Annotated in this window: 22 protein-coding genes; 10 read left to right on the top strand and 12 right to left on the bottom strand. The window is 60.5% G+C overall.

Going from position 1 to position 21,161, the window contains the following annotated elements:
* Nucleotides 1-193: 193 nt before the first annotated feature.
* Nucleotides 194-661 carry a DMT family transporter gene (locus NBH21_RS09035; RefSeq protein ID WP_250915815.1) on the top strand — a complete coding sequence of 156 codons (468 nt, stop codon included), beginning with the start codon at nt 194-196 and terminating at the stop codon, nt 659-661.
* A complete protein-coding gene (locus NBH21_RS09030; RefSeq protein WP_250915816.1) occupies nt 661-1,083 on the top strand; it encodes a DMT family transporter in 423 nt (140 codons plus the stop codon). The genes NBH21_RS09035 and NBH21_RS09030 overlap by 1 nt, the downstream gene beginning before the upstream one ends.
* 88 nt (nt 1,084-1,171) lie before the next feature.
* Here NBH21_RS09030 and NBH21_RS09025 read toward each other — a convergent pair whose 3' ends face one another.
* A complete protein-coding gene (locus NBH21_RS09025) occupies nt 1,172-2,443 on the bottom strand; it encodes a sugar MFS transporter (RefSeq protein WP_250916408.1) in 1,272 nt (423 codons plus the stop codon).
* A gap of 320 nt (nt 2,444-2,763) precedes the next feature.
* Between NBH21_RS09025 and NBH21_RS09020 the strand changes: the two genes are divergently transcribed.
* Nucleotides 2,764-4,647, top strand: a complete 1,884-nt coding sequence (locus tag NBH21_RS09020) for an ABC transporter ATP-binding protein (RefSeq protein WP_425340394.1) — start codon at nt 2,764-2,766, stop codon at nt 4,645-4,647.
* A gap of 21 nt (nt 4,648-4,668) precedes the next feature.
* Here the strand turns inward: NBH21_RS09020 and NBH21_RS09015 are convergent, their stop codons facing one another.
* Nucleotides 4,669-5,616 carry an endonuclease/exonuclease/phosphatase family protein gene (locus NBH21_RS09015; RefSeq protein WP_250915818.1) on the bottom strand — a complete coding sequence of 316 codons (948 nt, stop codon included), beginning with the start codon at nt 5,614-5,616 and terminating at the stop codon, nt 4,669-4,671.
* 291 nt (nt 5,617-5,907) lie between these two features.
* Here NBH21_RS09015 and petA point away from each other — a divergent pair, with 291 nt between their 5' ends.
* From petA to NBH21_RS08995, 4 genes are all read left to right on the top strand, one after another.
* Nucleotides 5,908-6,486 (top strand): ubiquinol-cytochrome c reductase iron-sulfur subunit, encoded by a 579-nt coding sequence (petA, locus tag NBH21_RS09010; protein WP_163900136.1) that lies wholly within the window; start codon nt 5,908-5,910, stop codon nt 6,484-6,486.
* Between the two features lie 15 nt (nt 6,487-6,501).
* A complete protein-coding gene (locus NBH21_RS09005; RefSeq protein ID WP_250915819.1) occupies nt 6,502-7,770 on the top strand; it encodes a cytochrome b in 1,269 nt (422 codons plus the stop codon).
* 23 nt (nt 7,771-7,793) lie between these two features.
* Complete coding sequence (locus NBH21_RS09000; protein WP_250915820.1) at nt 7,794-8,672, top strand: cytochrome c1; 879 nt, start codon at nt 7,794-7,796, stop codon at nt 8,670-8,672.
* A 115-nt stretch (nt 8,673-8,787) separates the two neighbouring features.
* Nucleotides 8,788-9,330: an adenine phosphoribosyltransferase gene (locus NBH21_RS08995; protein ID WP_250915821.1), complete on the top strand. Its 543-nt coding sequence runs from the start codon at nt 8,788-8,790 to the stop codon at nt 9,328-9,330.
* A gap of 27 nt (nt 9,331-9,357) precedes the next feature.
* Here NBH21_RS08995 and NBH21_RS08990 read toward each other — a convergent pair whose 3' ends face one another.
* From NBH21_RS08990 to NBH21_RS08970, 5 genes are read right to left on the bottom strand one after another with little or no spacing between them, the layout of a single operon-like run.
* Complete coding sequence (locus NBH21_RS08990) at nt 9,358-9,969, bottom strand: LysE family translocator (RefSeq protein WP_250915822.1); 612 nt, start codon at nt 9,967-9,969, stop codon at nt 9,358-9,360.
* A gap of 54 nt (nt 9,970-10,023) precedes the next feature.
* Nucleotides 10,024-10,881 (bottom strand): AraC family transcriptional regulator, encoded by an 858-nt coding sequence (locus NBH21_RS08985; RefSeq protein WP_250915823.1) that lies wholly within the window; start codon nt 10,879-10,881, stop codon nt 10,024-10,026.
* A complete protein-coding gene (locus NBH21_RS08980) occupies nt 10,862-11,347 on the bottom strand; it encodes a glutathione peroxidase (RefSeq protein WP_250915824.1) in 486 nt (161 codons plus the stop codon). The genes NBH21_RS08985 and NBH21_RS08980 overlap by 20 nt, the downstream gene beginning before the upstream one ends.
* Before the next feature lie 9 nt (nt 11,348-11,356).
* On the bottom strand, nt 11,357-11,824 hold the full coding sequence (locus NBH21_RS08975; protein WP_250915825.1) for a MaoC family dehydratase: 468 nt from the start codon (nt 11,822-11,824) through the stop codon (nt 11,357-11,359).
* Nucleotides 11,821-12,291: a MaoC family dehydratase gene (locus tag NBH21_RS08970; protein ID WP_250915826.1), complete on the bottom strand. Its 471-nt coding sequence runs from the start codon at nt 12,289-12,291 to the stop codon at nt 11,821-11,823. Before NBH21_RS08970 ends, NBH21_RS08975 begins: the two co-directional genes overlap by 4 nt.
* A gap of 157 nt (nt 12,292-12,448) precedes the next feature.
* Between NBH21_RS08970 and NBH21_RS08965 the strand changes: the two genes are divergently transcribed.
* Nucleotides 12,449-13,576 (top strand): hypothetical protein, encoded by a 1,128-nt coding sequence (locus NBH21_RS08965; protein WP_250915827.1) that lies wholly within the window; start codon nt 12,449-12,451, stop codon nt 13,574-13,576.
* 41 nt (nt 13,577-13,617) lie between these two features.
* On the opposite strand, the gene ychF is transcribed toward NBH21_RS08965, so the two are convergent.
* A complete protein-coding gene (gene ychF / locus NBH21_RS08960; RefSeq protein ID WP_250915828.1) occupies nt 13,618-14,721 on the bottom strand; it encodes a redox-regulated ATPase YchF in 1,104 nt (367 codons plus the stop codon).
* Nucleotides 14,722-14,906: 185 nt separating this feature from the next.
* Here ychF and clpS point away from each other — a divergent pair, with 185 nt between their 5' ends.
* Nucleotides 14,907-15,212, top strand: coding sequence for an ATP-dependent Clp protease adapter ClpS (gene clpS / locus NBH21_RS08955; protein WP_250915829.1), 306 nt, complete (start codon nt 14,907-14,909; stop codon nt 15,210-15,212).
* Nucleotides 15,213-15,385: 173 nt separating this feature from the next.
* The gene (gene aqpZ / locus NBH21_RS08950; protein WP_163900117.1) at nt 15,386-16,072 is read left to right on the top strand and encodes an aquaporin Z; all 687 of its coding nucleotides are present in this window, start codon (nt 15,386-15,388) and stop codon (nt 16,070-16,072) included.
* 116 nt (nt 16,073-16,188) lie between these two features.
* On the opposite strand, the gene pth is transcribed toward aqpZ, so the two are convergent.
* The 4 genes from pth to NBH21_RS08930 form a co-directional block, all read right to left on the bottom strand.
* Nucleotides 16,189-16,917 carry an aminoacyl-tRNA hydrolase gene (pth, locus tag NBH21_RS08945; RefSeq protein WP_250915830.1) on the bottom strand — a complete coding sequence of 243 codons (729 nt, stop codon included), beginning with the start codon at nt 16,915-16,917 and terminating at the stop codon, nt 16,189-16,191.
* 68 nt (nt 16,918-16,985) lie between these two features.
* The gene (locus tag NBH21_RS08940) at nt 16,986-17,729 is read right to left on the bottom strand and encodes a substrate-binding periplasmic protein (RefSeq protein ID WP_250915831.1); all 744 of its coding nucleotides are present in this window, start codon (nt 17,727-17,729) and stop codon (nt 16,986-16,988) included.
* Between the two features lie 30 nt (nt 17,730-17,759).
* Nucleotides 17,760-20,135: a putative bifunctional diguanylate cyclase/phosphodiesterase gene (locus NBH21_RS08935; RefSeq protein WP_250915832.1), complete on the bottom strand. Its 2,376-nt coding sequence runs from the start codon at nt 20,133-20,135 to the stop codon at nt 17,760-17,762.
* Between the two features lie 217 nt (nt 20,136-20,352).
* Nucleotides 20,353-20,952: a 50S ribosomal protein L25/general stress protein Ctc gene (locus NBH21_RS08930; protein WP_250915833.1), complete on the bottom strand. Its 600-nt coding sequence runs from the start codon at nt 20,950-20,952 to the stop codon at nt 20,353-20,355.
* Nucleotides 20,953-21,161 lie beyond the last annotated feature (209 nt).

Below are 21,161 nucleotides of genomic sequence, written 5' to 3'. Positions count from 1 at the left end.
CCGATCAATAAATCGATTGTGTCCGGGCTCTTCTCGCGCTTAGAGCATTTCCGGCGAAAACAGAATCGCCTCCAATGCTCTATCTCTCCGGTTTCGCGCAATTCCGGACGCAAAACCGGTTCCCACTTTTGCTGGAATTGCGCTGAGCGGGACAGGACGGGCTCGAATCTTCAAGCGGCGGGGACATCTCGATATGCGGCACTATCTCGACTGGCTGTGGGCGGCGCTTGCTGGGGCCATGCTGGCAGTCATGCTTACCATTAACAGCGGACTGGCGGCCTTCACCACGCCGATCACGGCATCATGGGTGGTTCACGGCATCGGAGCGGTCGCGGCCTTCATCCTGCTGCGCGCCAATTTGCTTCTTGCCGGCGGACGAGGCGGTGGAGGGCAGGGGGACGCAAAGCCGCCGCTCTGGTCGTATCTCGGCGGCGCGCCGGGAGCGTTTGCCGTTGCCCTCAGTTCCATTGCGGTCAATTCGGAACTGGCGCTTGCCGGCGGGCTGTCGCTGCTTCTGGTCGGGCAGATCCTGTTCGGCCTTGTCTCCGACCGCTGGGGTCTGTTCGGCACGCCGCTGCGTGTCCTCAACCGGTTCGATTTCCTGGCTGCGCTCTGCGTTATCGGCGGCAGCGCGCTCATCATCTATTCGCGAGGCGCGTGATGCTGGTTTCCGTTCTCGTTGCACTGGCGGGGGGCGCTGCCGTCGGCATGAGCCGTTCGATCAACGGAAGGCTTGCCATGGATCGCGGGGCCTTTCGCGCCTCGTTCTGGAACCACTTCATCGGCTTCGTGCTGCTCAGCCTGTTCGTGGTGGCCTTTCACCGGCAGGCTTTCGGCTTGCTCGGCGGCGTGCCGGTCTGGGCGTTTACCGGCGGCATCGTCGGGGCGATGTTCGTTGCGTTGAGCTCCTATGTCTTTCCAAGGATCGGTGCCGCCCGCTCGTCGCTGCTGATTATCGGCGGGCAGATGATTACCGGGTTGATGATCGACATTCTGCGCGGAACGGCTGAGATCAGCATCGGGCAGCCGGCCGGCGTCGCACTGATCCTGCTCGGTATCTATCTCACACGCTATTCGCGCTGATTGCATTTCGCGGATTGCACATCATCAGGAAAAAAAGGTCGCGTATCCTGCGATACGCGCCCTTTCCATGACTTCAGTGCTGTAGGCCTCAGCTCGCGCGGTGACCCTTCATGCCGTAATAGGCGATGTAGGCATAGCAGAGCACCGGCATGAGGAAGGCGTGCTGGATGCCGACCGTATCGGCAAGCGCGCCTTGGGCGACCGGGAGCAGCGCGCCGCCGACAATGGCGAGGCAGAGGATGCCGGAACCCTGGCTCGTGTATTTGCCCAGCCCATAGAGCGCGAGCGAGAAGATCGTCGGGAACATGATCGAATTGAAGAGGCCGATGGCGAGCACCGCCCACATCGCGACCGAACCGGAGGTGAAGACGGTGACGAGCAGCAGGATCGCCGCGATCACGGCGTTGAATGCCAGCGCCTTGCCGCCTTCGATGCTGCGCATGGCAATCGAGCCGACGAAACGGCCGATCATCGCGCCACCCCAGAAATAGGCGACGTAGTGGGCTGCTTCTGCCTCCGGCATGCCGGCGATATGGGCCTGTCCGAGGAAGTTGACGAGGAAGCTGCCGATGCTCACTTCCGCGCCGACATAGAGGAAGATGCCGACCGCGCCGAGCACGAGGTGACGATAGCTCCAAGCCGAGCGTCCCTCGGTGATCGGATCGAAGTCCTCATCGGCTTCGAAGGCCGGCAGTTTCAACGCGGCGAAAAGGGCGGCCAGCAGCAGGAAGGCCGCAGCGAGAGCCATATAGGGCATCTTGACGGCAGAGGCTTCGGCCACGCGCAGCGCATCCGCCTGTTCTGGCGTCATGCCCGCCGTTGCGCCGGCTGCGGCCGAGAGGATCAGGAAGGCGCCGAACATCGGCGCAAGCGTCGTGCCGAGCGAATTGAAGGCCTGCGTCATGGTCAGGCGGCTTGCTGCGGTATCGGGGGCGCCCAGTACGGTCACATAGGGATTGGCCGCGACCTGCAGGAGGGTGATGCCGCTTGCCAGAACGAAGAGCGCCGCGAGGAACAGCCCGTAGACGCGGTAGGACGCAGCCGGCACGAAAAGGCCGCAGCCGGCGGCGGCGATCACCAGTCCGAGGATGATGCCGCCCTTGTAGCTGATACGGCGGACGATCGCGCCTGCCGGCAGCGACACCAGAAAGTAAGCGCCGAAGAAGCAGAACTGGATCAGCATCGACTGGGTGTAGTTGAGCGAAAAGACGTTCTTCAGATGCGGAACGAGGATGTCGTTCAGGCAGGTGATGAAGCCCCACATGAAGAAGAGCGAGGTGAGCGCGGTGAGCGCAAAGCGGTAGCTGCCGCTCTGGGTTTCCGCGGATGCGGATGCCACGCGCGTGGAGGATTGGGATATACCGGCCAAGTTATTACCTTCGGGCACTTGAGGGAAGCGCGACGTGCACGTGCGGCCCTTGTCGAACCGCCGGTCGTCGGCTTCAATGGATCGTCGCCGCGAGGATCGGTCGAGGCTTTGTTGGGAGGATGCCATCGGTCGTTCGCGATATCGTGGTTGCTATGCAATATAATAGTATCGCAATGCAAGCGCTTTGATATGCGGCCTTTTGATCGGGTAGTTAGGGGATCGGTCGGGTTTTCGCCAATCGCGCCGGTTCTCACGGGCATTTGTGTTGCGTCGCCTTTGCCGCCTTGCGGAAAACGCCTATATGGATCGCCATGATGATCCGCGCTGTTACCCGCCTTTTCGAGAATTGGGTCGATCCCTTCGGACGACGGGGTGATCTGCAGCCGCCAGAAGGCATATGGGCTTTCGTCTGGTTCTACGTGTCTCAGGCGAAAGGCGCGTTCGCGGTCATGGCGGCTTTCGGCGGCGCCGTCGCTATCCTTGAGGCGGGGCTTTTCTGGTTTGTCGGCCGTCTCGTCGACCTGCTCGACACGGTGCCGCGGGAAGCGGGATGGAACGGCCTCCTTCATGCGCATGGGCTCGAACTGCTCGGAATGGCGCTGGTTGTGCTTTTCGGGCGCTTTCTCGTCATCACCATCGGAGCGCTGGTGGAAGAGCAGGCGATCGTTCTCAACTTCTTCAATCTGGTGCGCTGGCAGTCTTATGTGCATGTCGCGCGCCAGTCGCTTTCCTTCTTCCAGAACGATTTCTCCGGTCGCATCGTGACCAAGGTCTGGTCGGCGGGGCAGGCGACGGGCGATCTCCTGACCTCGCTGCTGCAGGTCGTCTGGTTCATGGTCATCTATACCGGTTCGACCATGGCGCTGGTCGGCCAGCTCGACTGGCGGCTGGCCGGTATCATCGGCGCCTGGGTGGTGATCTTCGGGCTGCTCGCGCGCTATTTCGTGCCGCGCATCCGCTATCACGCAAGGGAATCCGCCGAGGCCGCATCCATGGTGAGCGGACGGCTGGTCGATAGTTTCAGCAATATCCAGACGCTGAAACTGTTCGGTCGGGAGGATCAGAACGATCACTTCATCCGCGAGGGTTTCGACCGCTTTCAGGATACGCTTCGGCCCTTCGCCCGGTTGATTACCGGCGTGCGGGCATCGCAGGCGATCCTTTCTGGCATTATGATCGCCATGGTGGCCGCCGTCTCTGTCGATCTCTGGTTTGCCGGTGCGATCACCGCTGGCGGCGTCGCCTTCACGCTCGGGCTGGTGCTGCGTCTCAACATGCTGCTCGGACGCATGATGACCCAGCTCAACAGCATCATGCGCAACATCGGCACGATCCAGAACTCGGCTGAACTTATTTCCAGGCCTATCGGCCTTGTCGACCAGCCCGGTGCGAGCGATCTGCAGGTGACGGGACCGGAGATCCGCTTCGAGGATGTATCGTTCCACTATGGCCGGCAGAAGGGGGCGATCGACCATCTGACGATCACCATAAGGCCGGGCGAGAAGGTCGGCATCGTCGGGCGCTCGGGAGCGGGCAAGTCGACGCTCGTCAACCTGCTGCTGCGTTTCTACGACGTGGAAGGCGGGCGCATCCTAATCGACGGGCAGGATGTGCGGTCGGTGACACAGGAGAGCCTGCGCGGCCATATCGGCATGGTGACACAGGATACCGCGCTATTACACCGGTCGATCCGGGACAACATCCTGTTCGGCCGGGAAGACGCGAGCGAGGTGCAGCTGCTCCAAGCGGCAGAGCGGGCGGAAGCGCTGGATTTCATCGAAAGGCTCGAAGACCAGAGGGGCCGCAAGGGTTTCGACGCCCATGTGGGCGAGCGCGGCGTCAAGCTTTCCGGTGGCCAGCGACAGCGCATCGCCATTGCCCGCGCCATGCTGAAGGACGCGCCCATCCTCGTTCTGGACGAGGCGACCTCGGCGCTCGACTCCGAAGTGGAGGCGGCGATCCAGTCCAATCTCGACCGGCTGATGCAGGGCAAGACGGTGCTGGCAATTGCGCATCGGCTCTCGACCATCGCCGCCCTCGACCGGCTCATCGTGCTCGACAAGGGACGCATCCTCGAGGAGGGCACCCATGCGGAACTCGTCGAGAGGGGCGGGCTCTATGCCGAACTCTGGGCGCGACAGTCCGGTGGATTTCTCGCGGTGCACGAGCATGGAGAGGAGAAGGCGGCGGAGTAGGCCTCCTTCCTGGAGATAGACTTAGTTGGACGCTGGCTCGATTGCGAGATCGGCGATCAGGCCGAAATGGTTCGAACCCTCGCTGTCGGGAAGCCTGTGCAGACCGACCGCCTTGATGTCTCCGGTCACGAAGATGTGGTCGATCGGCACGCCGAAGGGGCCGGCCTCGATCGGCCATGTGGCGGGCTCGAAGCCTGCCGTATGCATTTTGTAGTGCCGCAGGAAGCGCTGCATGTCCGGCGCGATGCTGTCGGAATTGAAATCGCCGGCGAGGATCTTCGGGCCGGGGCGCTGGCGCATGTAGGCTCCGGCGCGGATAAGCTCCAGCGTGTGATAATCGTCGAAGTAGGGCTTGGTCACGTGGATGGCCGAGAAGTTGACCAGCTGTCCGCCGATCCTGATGCCGGCGATTGCAAACCTGTTGGCGCGCAACTCGCTCAGGCTGAAGAAGCGTGGCTGCTCGATCGGGTATTTCGACAGAATCAGCAGGTCGCAGAACTCGACCATCGCACCGCAGCCGATGTGATAGGGATAGATGTCCTTAAGCTGGTCGAGCCGGTCGCCGAGCGGTCCGGCTTCCATGGCATAGGCAACGTCCGCGCCCGACATCCTGATCGTCTCGACGATGCGATCCGCATTGGTGAAGTTATCGCCGAGCACATTGAAGGAAAGCAGGCGGAACCGCGTCGCTTTCTCGGAGATGACCGTTGCCGAGGGGGGCAGGAATTCGAACTTCATCCAGAAGGCGTGGCCGGTGATGAACATCGACCATGCCAGCAGCGCCCAGGCGACAGTACTTCGCCTGATCGCAAGGCATATCAGGGAGCCGATAATGGCGGCCGCGCCGATATGTGGCTGCAGACTGTAGAAGAAGGCGAGCAGCCAGAAGTCCGTTATATAACGGAGGCTGACGAGCATCAGAGCGATGAACAGAAGAACGCACGCAACGCAGGAAAGTCTGTCTCGCATCAGGCCTTTTTTTCCCATGATGGGCCCGATGCCCGTTTGCGCGGAACATGCCCCAATTCAGGGTGCATTGCAACATGAACGGGCCGGTTCGTCACATCCCGGAAACACGCTGCGATTTTAACCGCGACATTGTGCCCTCCTCCCCTGTGAAGTATGGACATAATTGGGTATGAAGCTTAGAACCCGCCAAATTGGCGGGGAATCTGTGGCATATTCGTGTCGATGACACAGAGTCTGCGCCTTGGGGGAAATGCGGTTTGTCGCAGGATCTTGCGAGAGGATGGTTTAACCGTGAGCGAAAACGAAATTAATACCGAGACCTTGGGCGAGCCCACTCGCCGTGACTTCCTTTATTTGACCACAGGAATGGCGGGTGCCGTTGGTGCCGTTGCTGCCGTATGGCCCTTCATCGACCAGATGCGGCCGGATGCTTCGACACTCGCTCTCGCCTCGATCGAAGTCGATGTCTCGGCACTCGAGCCGGGCATGTCGCTCACGGTCAAGTGGCGCGGCAAGCCCGTGTTCATCCGCAATCGCACGGACAAGGAAGTCGAAGACGCCAAGGCCGTTCCGCTGGCGGAACTCAAGGACCCGGTCGCGCGCAACGCCAATGTCGATGCTGCCGAACAGGCGACCGACCTGGCCCGTTCAGCCGGCGAAGGCAAGGAAAACTGGATCGTGATGATCGGTTCCTGCACTCATCTTGGTTGCGTGCCGCTCGGCCAGTCCGGCGAATACAACGGTTGGTTCTGTCCCTGCCATGGTTCGGTCTACGACACGGCCGGCCGTATCCGCAAAGGTCCAGCGCCGGAAAACCTGCATATTCCGAATTTCGCATTCGTTTCCGATACTGTGATCAAGATCGGCTGAGGGGGATAATGAAATATGAGTGGTCACTCTAGCTACCAGCCGGCTACCGGCCTCGAGAAGTGGATTGACGCGCGGCTGCCGCTGCCGCGCATGGTCTATGACAGCTTTATCGCTTACCCCGTTCCCCGCAACCTGAACTACGCCTACACCTTCGGTGCTATGCTGGCGGTGATGCTGATCGTCCAGATCCTGAGTGGCGTCGTGCTTGCCATGCACTATGCCGCCGACACGACCGTCGCCTTCGTTTCCGTCGAAAAGATCATGCGCGACGTGAACCATGGCTGGCTCTTGCGCTACATGCACGCCAACGGTGCATCCTTCTTCTTCGTTGCCGTCTACCTGCACATTGCACGTGGTCTCTACTACGGTTCCTATAAGGCTCCGCGCGAAATCCTCTGGATCCTCGGCGTTGTCATCTTCCTGCTGATGATGGCGACAGGCTTCATGGGCTACGTTCTGCCCTGGGGTCAGATGTCCTTCTGGGGCGCGACCGTTATCACCGGCTTCTTTACCGCCTTCCCGTGGGTCGGCGAGTGGATCCAGCAGTTCCTGCTCGGCGGTTTCGCCGTCGATCAGCCCACGCTGAACCGCTTCTTCTCGCTGCACTACCTGCTGCCCTTCATGATCGCAGGCGTCGTCGTCCTGCACGTCTGGGCGCTGCATGTCACCGGCCAGACCAACCCGACCGGCGTCGAAGTGAAGTCGAAGACGGATACCGTTCCGTTCACGCCTTACGCAACGCTCAAGGATGCCTTCGGCGTTTCGATCTTCCTGATCGCCTATGCCTGGTTCATCTTCTACATGCCGAACTTCCTGGGTCACCCTGACAACTACATCATGGGCAACCCGCTGAAGACCCCGGCTCACATCGTTCCGGAATGGTACTTCCTGCCGTTCTACGCAATGCTGCGCGCCATCACCTTCAACATCTGGTTCATCGACTCCAAGCTCGGCGGCGTTCTCGTGATGTTCGGCGCGATCATCGTGCTGTTCTTCCTGCCCTGGCTCGATACCTCGAAGGTCCGTTCGGCCGTTTACCGTCCGTGGTACAAGCTGTTCTTCTGGCTCTTCGTTGCCGACTGCATCCTGCTCGGCTGGCTCGGTTCGCGTACGCCGACCGACCTCTACACGCTGATGGCCCAGTTCGGCACCCTCTACTACTTCGGCTTCTTCCTCGTGATCATGCCGTTGCTCGGCCTGTTCGAAACGCCCCGGCGTGTTCCGAACTCGATTACCGAGGCGGTTCTCGAGAAGAGCGGCAAGTCTGCCGCGACCCAGGCCTGAGCGTGCGAGAGAGGATCATCAATATGAAGAAGCTTGTTACAAGCATCGCGCTGATCGCCGCTCTCGGCTTTAGCGCCGGTTCCGCTGCCGCTGCCGAAGAGGGTGGCCTTGCCGAGGCCGTGCACCACGCTGCCGCAGCCGGCCACTACCCGATCCTGAAGCCGAAGAACCAGTCCTGGTCTTTTGCCGGTCCGTTCGGCAAGTATGACAAGGGCCAGTTGCAGCGCGGCCTCAAGGTCTACAAGGAAGTCTGCTCGGCCTGTCACTCGATGAAGCTGGTGTCCTTCCGCACACTGGAAGACCTCGGTTACTCGGAAGAGCAGGTAAAGGCCTTCGCTTCGGAATACGAAGTGCAGGACGGCCCGAATGCCGACGGGGAAATGTACACCCGCAAGGCTGTTCCTTCCGACCACTTCCCGTCACCGTTCCCGAATGACGAGGCTGCCGCTGCCGCCAACAACGGTGCGGCTCCGCCCGACATGTCGCTGCTCGCCAAGGCGCGTGGCGTCGAACGTGGCTTCCCGACCTTCATCTTCGATATTTTCACCCAGTATCAGGAAGGTGGTCCGGACTACATCTACTCGCTGCTGACGGGTTATCAGGAGCCGCCGGAAGGCGTGGAGGTGGCTGAAGGCACCCACTTCAATCCGTATTTCAACGCCTCTGCAGCCCTCGCCATGGCCCAGCCGATTTCCGACGGTCAGGTGACTTATGACGACGGCTCCCCGGAGACGCTCGACCAGTACGCCCATGACGTTTCCGCCTTCCTGATGTGGGCCGCCGAGCCTCATCTCGACGAGCGCAAGCGCACCGGCTTCATGGTCATGGTGTTCCTGGCGATCTTCTCGGCGCTGATCTACCTGACGAAGAAGTCAGTTTACGCGAACAAGGAAGCGCATTGAGCCTTTCGTGAACGACTAACGGAAAAAGGCGGCTCCGGCCGCCTTTTTTGTTGGTTACCGCTGCCGGACTTGTTAATCTCCGGTGCAATCCTCCCAACCCTTCCAGAGACTGACAATGAGCAATTTTGCGTTGGAGCTGGCGTCTTCGATCCGCTCCATTCCGGACTATCCCAAGCCCGGCATCATCTTCCGTGACATCACCACGCTTCTCGGCAATCCGCGTGCTTTCCGCCGTGCAGTCGATGAACTGGTGCAGCCCTATGCCGGGCTCAAGATCGACAAGATCGCCGGGATGGAAGCCCGTGGCTTCATTCTGGGCGGTGCTGTTGCACACCAGCTTTCTGCAGGCTTCGTGCCGATCCGCAAGAAGGGCAAGCTGCCGCATGAGACCGTCAGCGTCGCCTACAGCCTCGAATACGGCGTCGATGAAATGGAAATGCACATCGATGCGGTCGAGCCGGGCCAGAAGGTCATTCTGGTTGACGACCTGATCGCGACCGGCGGTACGGCCGTCGGTGCAGTACAGCTTCTGCGCAAGATCGGGGCAGATGTCATTTCCGCCTGCTTCGTCATCGATCTGCCCGATCTCGGCGGTCGCAGGAAGCTTGAAGACCTCGGCGTCGAGGTCCGTACGCTGGTGGAATTCTCCGGTCATTGAAGTCGTGACCACGATGCGGAGCGCGTGTCAGCGCTCCGCAAGAGCCAGCTTCAGGCCCAGAGCCACGAAGGCGGCTGCAAAACTCTTCCGGATCCACAGCATCAGCATGGGCCGGGACAGAACCTTGTCGCGGGCAGCGGCGGCAAACAGGCCGTAAAGCGCGAAGACGACAAACGTCATCACCATGAAGGCAAGGCTGTATTCGGTCATGCGCAGGACGGCGTGTTCGTCCGCAGCGCTGACGAATTGCGGCAGCAATGCCAGGAAGAAGATCGACAGCTTCGGATTGAAGAGATTGATCAGCACGGCATGGCGGATGATGCCGAGCGCCGAGCGTTGCTGCCGGTCGCGCTCCGGCGAAAAGAGCGAGGCGTCGCGCCAGATGCTGATCGCCATGTAGAGCAGATACAGCGCGCCGGCGAGTTTGACGATCTGAAATGCCGTGTCGTTGGTGGCGAGAACGGCGGCAAGGCCGAGGATCGCGGCGATCATGTGGGGGACGATGCCGAGCGTGCAGCCCGCTGCAGCCACGATCGATGTGCCCTTTCCGTGCGAGAGTCCCATGACGACGGTATAGAGCGCGCCGGTGCCGGGTGTTGCGATGACGATCAGCGATGTGAGGATGAATTCGAGATACATGCAAGGTCCGATCAGGAAGAGGGAATGCGGATCGGAGGCTAGCGGTTGCAGCGCTCAAGCGTCTTGAATGGAATTGCAGGGTGTGACTGCCTGCCGGTAGGCGGCTGGCGTCAGGCCGTAGCGCCGCCTGAATTCGCGGGTCATGTGGCTCTGGTCGGCATAGCCTGCTTCCGCGGCGACATCGGCAAGGCTCATCCCTTGAGAAATCCGGCGTCTGGCAAGGCTCATTCGACGCTGCATGAGGTAGGCGTGCGGGGTAAGGCCGGTGAGGGCCTGAAAAGCACGAAGCGTCTGGAAGCGGCTGAGGCCTGCTTCTGTCGCCAGATCCTGCAGCGAGAGATTGCGCGCGGGATCGTCATCGATCATGGTCCTTGCCCGTAGCAGGCGGCGTCCGGTCTGAGCCTTTTTCGCGAAAGGTTTCACCGAAGAAAGAGGTGCAAAGAGCGCTGCAAGGGCCTGATCGAGGGCCAGCCCCTTGTTGTCTCTTTCACCGGTTGCTGCGGCGAATACCGACGTGAAGGAGAGGGCGGCTCTCGGGTCACTGAATGCCGGCCGCTCGAACTCGAAGTCGGCGTCTTGAATGCCCTCAAGGTCGGAGTTGATATCGGCGAGCAGTGCGGGGTCCAGGTAAAGCATCAGCCATGATCGGCTTTCGCCGCGCGTCGGCACGCCGTCGTGAACCTCGCCGGGATTGACAGTGATGATGTCGCCGGCGCCGGCGGTGATCTGTCCGCGGCCTGAGGCGGACATCTGCCCGCCGGAGATGAACAGCCCGATGCCGTATTCGTCATGGGTGTGGCGCGGGAAGACGTGATCGCTGGAGGCGGCCACGGCCAGGAGGCCGGGACGGCCGGTTGGAAACATCTTGAAGCCGCCGGCCATGACGGTCATGTCACGCCGCGATCGCCTCACGGATATCACCTTCGATCTCTTCCGGCGTGGTTGTCGGCGCGTAACGTCTTAACGGGTTGCCGTCGCGGCCGATCAGGAACTTGGTGAAGTTCCACTTGATCGGCTCGGAGCCGAGAATGCCGGGCTCCGCCGTCTTGAGATACTGGAAGATCGGATGGGTATCGTCGCCGTTGACGTCGATCTTGGAAAACATCGGAAAGGTGACGTGGAAGTTGAGGTCGCAGAAGGTTGCGATCTGTTCCTCGCTGCCAGGCTCCTGCGCGCCGAACTGGTTGCAGGGAAAGCCCAGGACGACGAGATCGTTGGGGAACGTCTCCTGCAGCTTCTGAAGACCGGCATATTGGGGTGTGAGGCCGCAGGCGCTTGCGGTGTTGACCACCAGCACGATCTTGCCGGCGAACTCGCCCATGAAGCGTTCCTTGCCCTTGATATCGATCGCATGGAAATCATGGAAATTGGTGGGCATGTCTGCCTCCTATTCGAACTCGAGGATCTTGGACCTGAAGCGTAGCACAGGTTCGCCGTTCTGGTTGAAACCTTCGGCCGTTCCCATGTTGAGAATGAGGCCGGGACGGGAGACGAGCGGGCGGCTCTCGACGCTCGTGAGGCTGTAGTTGATCGTGTCGCCGGCATAGACGGGTTTCAGCCATTGTAGGGCTTCGAAGCCGGGGGAGGGGCCGAGTTTCGGCGGTGTCTCGCCTGCTGCGCGCAGCCGGTGGAATTCGTCCTTCCAGAAGTCGATTAAGCAGCGCATCCACTCCGCGCAGGTGTGCCAGCCGGAGGCGCACAACGCGCCGAAGACATAGTTTTTTGCCGCCTCCGCATCCGTGTGAAAGGGTTGCGGGTCGAATTTCTCGGCAAAGCGGATGATGGATGCGGCGGTAAAGGTCTTCGAGCCGGTCGCGATCCTTTCGCCCGGCGGATAAAGCTCTATCATCTTCATGCGATGTCTTCCTTCACAGCGCGCAGCCGGAACATGATGGAGTTGCGGGAGAGAAGCACCGTCTCGCCGCGCTGGTTTTGCAGTTCGTGCCGGAAGGCGACGATGCCGATATGGGGCCGGGAACGCATGGGGCGGGCCGTCTCGACGGTTGAGCGGCCGCTCAGCGTGTCGCCAGCGAGCACCGGCTTCTTCCACTCCATGGAATCGATGCCCGGCGCGCCTTCGGAAGCTGAGGCCAGCAGATAGGAATCGATCATCATGCGCATGAACATGCTGCTGGTGTGCCAGCCGGATGCGGAGAGGCCGCCGAGAATGCTGGCCTTTCCTGCCTCTTCCGACAGATGCATCGGCTGTGGGTCGAACTCTCGCGCAAATTCAATGATTTGTGCAGTCTCGACGGTCTTTGGTCCAAGTTCGAAGAAACGGCCGGGCTCAAAGTCCTCGAAATAGAGTTGCGGACTGGACATGCAGCATTTCCCTGTTGTTCATCCATGTACAATGTCTGTCCCTGAGGGAGAATTCAAGGGCCGGCAGTGGCTTGTGATCTTGCCCGATTGCAATATGCCGCTAATTTGCCGCTCGCGTTGCCCGCAGGTGACGCGAGCGAATCGTAAAGGAGCATGCATGGCAAGCCTGAAATCCATTCTCGGCGAGGCGGTGAGCGCCGGCCATATAGGAGCAGAGCAGGCCGGGCCGCTGGAAAGCTTCCTTTCGGGCAGGGGCGTGACTGTCTTGGGCGCTGTCGTTCAGCCAAGTGCTATCGGCGGTGGTCTCGAAGGTGACGCGTCTGTGGTGGCGGAAGATGCGGCTTTCGAAACGGAAGCCCCGCGTTTCATTCGCGGCTTTCACGATATCCTGATAACCATCGGCCTCATCGTTGCTCTCGTTGGTGCCTCGGGGCTTGGGTCGGCATTTCTCGCCCTGCCATTGACACTGGTGCTTGCCGAGATCCTCGTGCGCCGTCAGCGTCTGGCGTTGCCGGCGGTGGCGTTGACTATCGCCTTCGTGATTTCGGTCATGACGATCATGCAGACGGTCACGGAAGATCTCGTGTCGCCCGAGGCCAGCAAAGCATTCTTCGTGCTCGTCTACCTGTCGCCCTATCCCTTGTTGCTCGGCCTTTTCCACTGGCGCTATCGCGTGCCGTTGTCGCTTGCGCTGGCCATCTTCAGTCTGGTCGGCCTTGCCGCGGCTCTGATCCTGGCCGGCCTCAGCGAGTTCCTTGATGTCGTCGATCTTATGGCCACGCACCGATCGCTCGCGGTGAGCATCCTGCTCGTTATGGCCATCGGGCTCTTCGCTATCGCAATGGCATTCGATTTGCGCGATCCCGAGCGTCGCACCCGCCGTTCCGACGTTGCCTTCTGGCTGCATCTGGTTACGGCTCCCTCGCTCCTGTGGACGATGCTGGCTCTGGTCTTCCTCAATGCTATCGACGGGCTGAGCTTCTATCCGGAGCAACCGGATGCGGGCCAGGCGGCGCTGGTGATTGCAATTGTCGCCTGCTTCATGATGATCGGCGTCATCATCGACCGCCGCGCCTTCGTGACCTCCGGCCTGCTGTCGCTCGGTTATGCGATCTACAACATCTTCAGGAGCGCCGATCTTGCGCTCGACAGCTATGTGTTCGTGACGCTGATCCTGGTGGGCGTACTGGTGCTGACGATCGGTGTCGGCTGGGCGTATATCCGCCGGGCGATCTTCACTCTGCTGCCGGAACCGCTGAAAACGAAGCTGCCGCCACTCCGGTAGGAGGGCGGCAGCCATATCGTCTGGATGGGAAATTCTCCCGATCAGGTGTTGAAGCGGAAGTGGATCACGTCGCCGTCATGGACGACGTATTCCTTGCCTTCATCGCGGCCCTTGCCCGCTTCCTTGGCGCCGACTTCGCCCTTGTAGGCGATGTAATCGTCATAGGAGATGGTAAAGGCGCGGATGAAGCCGCGTTCGAAATCCGTGTGGATGACGCCGGCGGCCTGCGGAGCCTTGGTGCCGCGGACGATGGTCCAGGCGCGGCATTCCTTTGGGCCGACGGTGAAATAGGTAATGAGGTCGAGCAGGTGGTAGCCGGCGCGGATCAGGCGGTCGAGGCCTGCTTCCTCAAGGCCGAGGGCTGACAGGAATTCCTTGGCTTCCTCTTCCGGCAACTGGGCTACTTCCGCCTCGATGGCGGCGGAAATGATGACGCATTCCGCGCCCTGCGCCTTGGCCATCTCGGCAACAGCCCTCGTATGGGCATTGCCGTCCACGGCATCGCCTTCGGCGACATTGCAGACGTAGAGAACCGGGTGCGAGGTCAGGAGGTTCAGGCCCTTCAGCACCTCGATCTCGTCGGCAGCAAGGGTCTTCAGCAGCAGGCGCGCCGGCTTGCCTTCGTTCAGGAGCTTGATGACGGCTTCCATGACGGGAAGCTGCGCCAGAGAATCCTTGTCCTTGGAGGCCGCCCGCTTGCGTGTCTGCTCGACGCGGCGCTCGAGGCTTTCGAGGTCGGCGAGCATCAACTCGGTCTCGATGGTGTCGGCGTCGCCGACCGGATTGATCTTGCCTTCGACGTGGGTGATGTCGTCATCCTCGAAGCAGCGCAGCACGTGGACCACGGCATCGACTTCGCGAATGTTGGCGAGGAACTTGTTACCGAGGCCTTCGCCCTTGGATGCGCCGCGCACGAGACCGGCGATATCGACGAAGGAGATGCGCGTCGGGATGATTTCCTTCGAGCCGGCGACGGCTGCGAGCTTCTGCATGCGCTGATCCGGAACGGCGACTTCGCCGGTGTTCGGTTCGATGGTGCAGAAGGGATAGTTGGCGGCTTGAGCCGCAGCCGTCTTGGTCAGCGCGTTGAAGAGGGTGGACTTGCCGACATTCGGCAGGCCGACGATACCGCATTTGAAGCCCATGGCCGGATACCTGTTTCGCTTGGAAATTTCGTTGCCCACGCCTATGGGATAAAGGAGTGATGCGGTCAAGGTCTTGAGGCGCTCGTATGCCTTTCCGGCGTGCGGAACACCGAGCATCGTTGCCTATCCGTGATAAGCTTGGATATCATGCGCATGAGATGCCGAGCCGCGACAGGAGATCCCCCATGCCGCAAAACGATACCGGTCTGAACACGGTGACGAAGCCGAAGCTGGAGAGGCCACGGCTCTACAAGGTCATTCTCGTCAATGACGACTACACGCCGCGGGAATTCGTGACCATGGTGCTGAAGGCCGTCTTCCGGATGAGCGAGGAGACCGGCTACCGGGTGATGCTGACGGCGCACAAGATGGGGACGGCGGTGGTGGTCGTTTGTACCCGTGATATCGCCGAGACCAAGGCGAAGGAGGCAACCGACCTCGCCAAGGAAGCGGGGTTTCCGCTGATGTTTACGACCGAGCCGGAGGAGTGACGGTCGCTTGCAGGTGGTCATCACCCACGTTGCCGGTCCCGGCGCATGAGGACACCTTAGCCTTGTATTTCATTGTTTTTCTAATCTAAAGTTTATTAAGGGAGATCTGCGTTCAGCGAGTCGCGCGACGGGATTTTTCGGATCGACAGGAACGACACAAGGCGGGGATACACATGAAAGCAAGACTCTTAGCGGAATTTCTCGGAACGTTCTGGTTGGTGTTCGGCGGGTGCGGCAGTGCCGTACTGGCTGCGGCCTTTCCCGAACTCGGTATCGGCTTTGTCGGCGTTGCGCTGGCCTTCGGCCTGACCGTGTTGACGATGGCCTATGCGGTCGGTGGTATTTCCGGCGGACATTTCAATCCCGCCGTATCGGTCGGGCTTGCCGTCGCTGGCCGTTTCGAAGCGGGCAAGCTTCCCCACTATATCGTGTCCCAGGTTCTTGGAGCCATCGTGGCGGCGGCTGTGCTGTACGTCATTGCAACGGGCAAGGCTGGCGTCGATCTCGGTGGCTTTGCCTCCAATGGATATGGAGAGCATTCGCCGGGCGGCTATTCTCTGGTATCAGCCTTGCTGATCGAGATCGTGCTCACGGCTTTCTTTCTTATCATCATCCTAGGTTCCACGCATGGCAAAGCGCCGGCAGGTTTTGCACCGATCGCGATCGGTCTCGCTCTGACGCTCATCCACCTGATTTCCATCCCGGTGACCAATACGTCGGTCAATCCGGCCCGTTCGACGGGGCAGGCGCTCTTTGCAGGCGGCTGGGCATTGCAGCAGCTTTGGCTGTTCTGGCTGGCGCCGATCGTCGGTGCGGTGGTCGGGGCCCTGCTGTGGCGGGCGCTTGGCGAAGAAAAGTGAGAACATGCTCCCGACGGGTAACTGACTCGCCGGGAGCAATCCGGATGATCGCGAAGCACCGTTTGTGTAAGTGATCGTCGTCGATATCGAGTTTGGTCGCTCCTGCGCGACGTGCTTCAGTCGCCCTTCTTCGCGAACATCCGCTTCAGCATTTCCGCCATCGGTCCTGTTTCCGGCAGCTTTGGCTGGGCGGGGTTGCGGGCCTGATGGATATGCGACTTGCTGGTCGGCTTCGGGGCGGTCTTGGCAGCCGCCTTCGGCTTTTCCTCTTCTACCTTGCCTCCGGTTGCGAGCGCGAGCTTGTTGAGCAGCTTGCCGTCCTCGCCCTTGACCAGCAGATCGGCGTTATCGGCGATGGCGTCGAGCAGGGGATAGAGCCATACCTGATCGGCCTTGGCGAAATCGCCGAGCACATGGCCATGCACGCGATCCTTGTCGCCGGGATGGCCGATGCCGAGACGAAGGCGGCGGTATTCCTTGCCGCAATGGGCATCGAGCGACTTGAGGCCGTTGTGGCCGCCATGGCCGCCGCCCACCTTCAGCCGTACCTTGCCGGGCGGCAGATCGAGTTCGTCGTGGATGGCGACGATATCGGCGGGGGATAGCTTGTAGAAGCGCATGGCTTCGCCGACCGCTTCGCCCGAGAGGTTCATGAAAGTCTGCGGCTTCATCAGCAGGACCTTCTCACCGGCGATCTCGCCTTCGGAGATCTCCGCCTTGAACTTCTTCGACCACGGCGAGAAGCTGTAGCGGCGATAAAGCGCATCGACGGCCATGAAGCCGATGTTGTGGCGGTTGTCCTGATATTTTGACCCGGGATTGCCGAGCCCCGCGATGATCATCATAGACGGCGCTTCCTCTTCTGTCTCAGGCGCCTTCACCACCGCCAAATGTGAAACTTGTCAACCCGGATTTATTGCTTTGGAAACTCGTCGGTCGTCTCTCCCAATCCGCCAAGCCCTTCTTCCTGAAGAAGGCGGGCCTGCGTCCCGTCCGCCATGATCCTGTTCAGTCCTTCCTGCATGCTGAGGTGAAGTTGTTCGGGGAAATTGATGTTGCATGCGATCGAGAACGTCTGTTTGGAGAAAATGTACTGGGCTTCGACCGGGTTCCCTTCCTTCTTGAGCTTCATATAGAACTTCTCGGAAATCGGCATGAGGTCGATGCGACCTGCGACGAGCTTTTTCAGGGTGAGATTGAGGTCGGTCGCAAGATCGATTTTCGGAAAGCCGTTCCGTTCCAGAAGATCCTCCGTGTAGTCGTCGCGTTGGGTGCCGACGACGTAGCGCTTTGCCTCCTCGTCATTGTTCACTCGTACGCCTGATCCCTTGCGCGCAATCATGAAATTGCGATCGATGGCTAGCGGTTCCACCCATTTGAAACGGTCGTTCCGTTCCGGAATATGGGCCGTCGTAAAGACGCAGGTGTTGCCTTCCGTTTCGGCAAGAGCGAAAGCCCGCGCCCATGGCATAAGCTCCACGGTGTAATCGGCATCGACATATTTCATCAGCTCGACGACCTGTTTGTAGCCCGCGCCGCTGTATCCGTTGCCCTGCCGGTAGTTGTAGGGTGGATAGTCCTCGGTGGTGAAGTGGATCGTTTCGGCGCTGGTCGCCGTTGCGAGGCCCATCGATAGGAAAAATGCCATTACTTTCATATGCGCATTCCCTTGCTTGACGGTCGTGGTTCAGGCGACGGAACTCCGCGCCGTTTCGTGAATGTCTTCTAGATCGATCAGATGCTGGACGGGCTGCGGCCGGGCGAAGAAATAGCCCTGGCCGCAATCCACGCCGAATTGGGTCAGAACATCGCGCTGGGCTTCCGTTTCGATGCCTTCGGCGACGACGGTGCATTCCATCTTGTGGGAGATCGCGGTGATGCCTTCGACAAGCATACGGCTCTTGTGGCGCAGGTCCGGCGCGTCGGCGACGAGCGAGCGGATGAAGGACTGGTCGATCTTCACGATGTCGACGGGGAAGCTGTTGAGGTAGCTCAGCGAGGAATAGCCAGTGCCGAAATCGTCGAGTGCGATACGGCAGCCATAGCGGGCGAATTCATCAAGTATGGTGCGGATCTGCGGGTTGTCGTGCAGCAGTGTCGCTTCGGTGATCTCGATGACGATACGGTTCGCCGCAATGCCATGGCGCGACGTCAGCGCTGCAAGCCGGATCGGCAGGGTCTGCTCGAACTGCAGGGGCGAGAAGTTGATGGCGAGATAGGTCTTGTCGTTACCGGTTGCATTCGTCAGTTGGACGAGATTGGAGAGCGCCTTTTCCAGCATGCGGTTGCCGACGCGGATGATCGCGCCGGTCTCTTCCGCAACCCGGATGATCTCCGCGGGCGCCATGATGCCCTTTTCGGGATGGTCGAGGCGCAACAATGCCTCGTAGCCTTTCACGGTGCCCGTCGAGAGGTCCACGATCGGCTGGAAGAATGCGTCCAGCCAGTCGTTTTCAAGGCTTGCCTCGATATCGCGCTCGATCTCTGCCCGCTGGCGCGTGTTGTCCTGGAGGAGGGGATCGTAAAGCAGGGCGCCGTTCTTGCCGTCGCGCTTCTTGCTGTACATCGCCATGTCGGATTTCCGCAGCAGTTCTGCAGCGTTGTGGGCGTGGCGGGGATAGAGCGCGATGCCGATGCTGGCGCTGAGCCTTACCGTCGCGCCATGTATCGGGAGCGGTACGTCGAAGATGGAACAGAGCTGCCGGCTGAGGTCCAGAGCGTCCTGTTCCGCGGAGGTCGAGCGGATCAGAATGGCGAATTCGTCGCCACCCAGACGCGCGGCGATGGCGCCGGCCGGCAGCAGCGGGCGCATCAACTCGACAAGGAGACGAAGGACGGTATCGCCGGCGTGATGACCGAGATTGTCGTTGATCCACTTGAAGCGGTCGAGATCGACGAAGATGCAGGCGAGTTCGCCGCCCCTTTCATCGGTCTTCATGATTTCCATGTCGAGCGCGCTTTCGAAGCCCTGGCGGTTCATCAGTCCGGTCAGGTGGTCGGTGATGGCCTGGCGAAGGTTGCGGGCTTCGGATTGCTTGAGGGCCGTCACGTCCGTCATGACGCTCAGAGACAGCGCCAGTTCGTCGGCATGGCCTTCCTTTTTCGCCTCGGCGATCAGGACGTCCATTACATTGCCGTCGGCGCGGATGAACCTGGTCGTGATCTCGACGACGTAATTGCCCTTGCCCTTGCTGCTCTTGCGCTCGAGATAGAGGTCGCGAACATCCTCCGGCACAAAATCGGCGAAGCGGCGACCGATGACTCCAGCGCGCTGATAGCCGGTTGCCAGAAGCCAGTAATCACTGACGCCGGTGATGCGGTCGTCCTCGTCGAGCGAGAGAAGCATGGCTGGCGTCAGGTTATAGATGTCGGTGATGCGGTGATGCGCGAGCTTCAGCTCGCTCTCTTCCTGCTCGAGCTGGCTCTGCATCACGTTGAAGCTCTTGGCGAGCCTGCCGATCTCGTCGTTCGACTGCCAGTCGACGTGATGGCGGGAACCGAGCTGGCGTGTCGCCTCGATTGCCGCGGTAAGCTTCAGCAGCGGCTGGATGATCATCACGCGGTTGCCGAGGATGGCTGCGCCGATGATGCCGACGACCGCGATCACGAAGATGCCGATCAGCAGGCCTTCCGCCCGCCTGAGGGAAGAGAGGGCATCCAGCTTGTCGAAGTAGATCGTGATCGTTCCGACCTGCTTGGGTCCGTCCAGTGTCTGGTAGAAGATATCGCGCGACATCGAGCGGACACCGTTCTTCGGCCAGACGGGGAAGGGGGGCATGGAAACGCTGATGCCGCCGGAGACATCGCGGACCTGCACCTTGCTGACGGAATTGGCGGAGACGATAGTCGCGGTGATCTGTTCGACGCTTTCGCGGTCGAAATCCCACATGGGCTTGGCGAGCGCCTGAGCGTTGGCAGCCAGAAGGACCTCGACGTGGTCCTTCAGTTCCTTGCCGGCCTGTTCCGACGAAAGGGTCAGGAAAAGGGCGAAGAGCGGAACGATCAGGACAAAGACGGTGATGGCGACAATCGCGAGGAAGCGGCTTTCGACTGAGCGGTTCATCGCGCTCAATTCCTGTCCGTTATCGGACCGCACGTTCCGATCGCCACGATTGCATGCCCCCTGTGTGCCCCTGCTATCGGGACGCTTACACAAAAATGTTAAATAGCGCTAAAGCGGCGCATCAAAATATTGTGCATCTGCGAAGCTGCGCAGAAAAGCGGGCAAAAAAATCCCGCCTCGATGAGGCGGGATCGTATTGATGGCTTTGCAGAAGATATCAGGCTTCTGCAGCAGCAGCTTCGTCGACGCCACCAGCCGGAGCGACGATCGTCGCGATGGTGAAGTCACGGTCGGTGATGACCGGAGTAACGCCAGCCGGAAGCTTCACATGCGAGATGTGGAGGCTGTCGCCGATCTTGTGGCCAGCGAGGTCAACCGTGATGAATTCCGGGATGTTGTCGGCCGGGCAGAGCAGCTCGACTTCGTGACGAACGATGTTCAGAACACCGCCGATCTTGACGGCAGACTGTTCCTCGTTGACGAAGTGAACCGGAACTTCAACGGTAACGCGGCTGTTTGCCGAGACGCGCAGGAAGTCGATGTGCATCGTGAAGTCACGAACCGGATCGAGCTGATAATCCTTCGGGAGGACCTTGATCTTCTCGCCGTTGACGTCGATCACGGCAACGGTGGTCATGAAACCGCCGGCGTGGATGCGCTTCGTCACCTCGTTGGTGTTGATCGCGATAGAGATGGGGGCCTGCTTGTCACCATAGATGACAGCGGGAATCAAACCGTTGCGGCGAAGTTCACGGGAGGACCCCTTACCAACCCGTTCGCGCGCCTCGGCCTTGAGCTCGTAAGTTGCGTGGCTCATGGCTATTCCTTTCGAGGTTATTTGGAGAGGTTCACGCGGGCGCTTCTTAGAGATAATCGCCAGCCGGGAACCCGAGGAGTTAAAAACGCCTCATCCGCGTTGCCTCCAAGGGTGTCTACGCGGACGGGGGCGCTATAATACAGGCGGCCCGCCAAGGCAAGGCTTTCCGGGCTTTTTGCATCATTCCTGCGACATTCCGGCCCGCGTAC

The sequence above is a fragment of the Ciceribacter sichuanensis genome (assembly GCF_024055605.1).
GTDB lineage: Bacteria > Pseudomonadota > Alphaproteobacteria > Rhizobiales > Rhizobiaceae > Allorhizobium > Allorhizobium sichuanense.
This window is presented reverse-complemented; position numbering and strand designations above follow the sequence as displayed.

Coding starts and splice junctions, on each gene's coding strand:
- NBH21_RS08965 (WP_250915827.1), top strand. CDS start 12,449: ATGGCAAGCCTGAAATCCATTCTCGGCGAGGCGGTGAGCGCCGGCCAT.
- NBH21_RS08970 (WP_250915826.1), bottom strand. CDS start 12,291: ATGTCCAGTCCGCAACTCTATTTCGAGGACTTTGAGCCCGGCCGTTTC.
- NBH21_RS09020 (WP_425340394.1), top strand. CDS start 2,764: ATGATGATCCGCGCTGTTACCCGCCTTTTCGAGAATTGGGTCGATCCC.
- NBH21_RS08935 (WP_250915832.1), bottom strand. CDS start 20,135: ATGAACCGCTCAGTCGAAAGCCGCTTCCTCGCGATTGTCGCCATCACC.
- NBH21_RS08980 (WP_250915824.1), bottom strand. CDS start 11,347: ATGCCCACCAATTTCCATGATTTCCATGCGATCGATATCAAGGGCAAG.
- pth (WP_250915830.1), bottom strand. CDS start 16,917: ATGATGATCATCGCGGGGCTCGGCAATCCCGGGTCAAAATATCAGGAC.
- NBH21_RS09035 (WP_250915815.1), top strand. CDS start 194: ATGCGGCACTATCTCGACTGGCTGTGGGCGGCGCTTGCTGGGGCCATG.
- NBH21_RS08995 (WP_250915821.1), top strand. CDS start 8,788: ATGAGCAATTTTGCGTTGGAGCTGGCGTCTTCGATCCGCTCCATTCCG.
- NBH21_RS08990 (WP_250915822.1), bottom strand. CDS start 9,969: ATGTATCTCGAATTCATCCTCACATCGCTGATCGTCATCGCAACACCC.
- aqpZ (WP_163900117.1), top strand. CDS start 15,386: ATGAAAGCAAGACTCTTAGCGGAATTTCTCGGAACGTTCTGGTTGGTG.
- NBH21_RS08940 (WP_250915831.1), bottom strand. CDS start 17,729: ATGAAAGTAATGGCATTTTTCCTATCGATGGGCCTCGCAACGGCGACC.
- clpS (WP_250915829.1), top strand. CDS start 14,907: ATGCCGCAAAACGATACCGGTCTGAACACGGTGACGAAGCCGAAGCTG.
- NBH21_RS09000 (WP_250915820.1), top strand. CDS start 7,794: ATGAAGAAGCTTGTTACAAGCATCGCGCTGATCGCCGCTCTCGGCTTT.
- NBH21_RS09030 (WP_250915816.1), top strand. CDS start 661: ATGCTGGTTTCCGTTCTCGTTGCACTGGCGGGGGGCGCTGCCGTCGGC.
- NBH21_RS08975 (WP_250915825.1), bottom strand. CDS start 11,824: ATGAAGATGATAGAGCTTTATCCGCCGGGCGAAAGGATCGCGACCGGC.
- NBH21_RS09005 (WP_250915819.1), top strand. CDS start 6,502: ATGAGTGGTCACTCTAGCTACCAGCCGGCTACCGGCCTCGAGAAGTGG.
- ychF (WP_250915828.1), bottom strand. CDS start 14,721: ATGGGCTTCAAATGCGGTATCGTCGGCCTGCCGAATGTCGGCAAGTCC.
- NBH21_RS08930 (WP_250915833.1), bottom strand. CDS start 20,952: ATGAGCCACGCAACTTACGAGCTCAAGGCCGAGGCGCGCGAACGGGTT.
- NBH21_RS09015 (WP_250915818.1), bottom strand. CDS start 5,616: ATGCGAGACAGACTTTCCTGCGTTGCGTGCGTTCTTCTGTTCATCGCT.